The organism is Dellaglioa sp. CoH-56-MRSF-12 (genome assembly GCF_056782075.1).
Window position 1 is genome coordinate 1 of record NZ_JBXAYD010000065.1, and the last position, 290, is coordinate 290.

At 55.2% G+C, this 290-nt stretch carries 1 protein-coding gene; it reads right to left on the reverse strand.

What is annotated here, in order from left to right; genetic code table 11:
- A partial coding sequence (locus AC1RPY_RS07795) for a hypothetical protein (RefSeq protein WP_481763115.1) occupies nucleotides 1-290 on the reverse strand: 290 nt, incomplete at both ends.

Sequence of the window (290 nt, forward strand, 5' to 3'; positions counted from 1 at the left end):
GTAGACAGCTACCGTTGTGGCGACTGCTTGCATTTTAAGGCGCATCGCCACAGCGACCACGAGAAACCGTGCAGTGAAGAGGGTATCAAAGCCGGTGCCGTCGCGCCTTCGTGCTACACGCCAGATGTGACGCAGCTCTCGGGCAACAGCGATCAATTCGTTCAGTTCGTGACGCTGTTCCGTAATTGGAATCCGTCGCAACGTCGTATCGCAACCGCACTGCTGCGCCAGAAGCGGAAAAAGTATGACCCGGGCCAGAAGTTTTACTTCTGCATTGGGGATCAGTACAT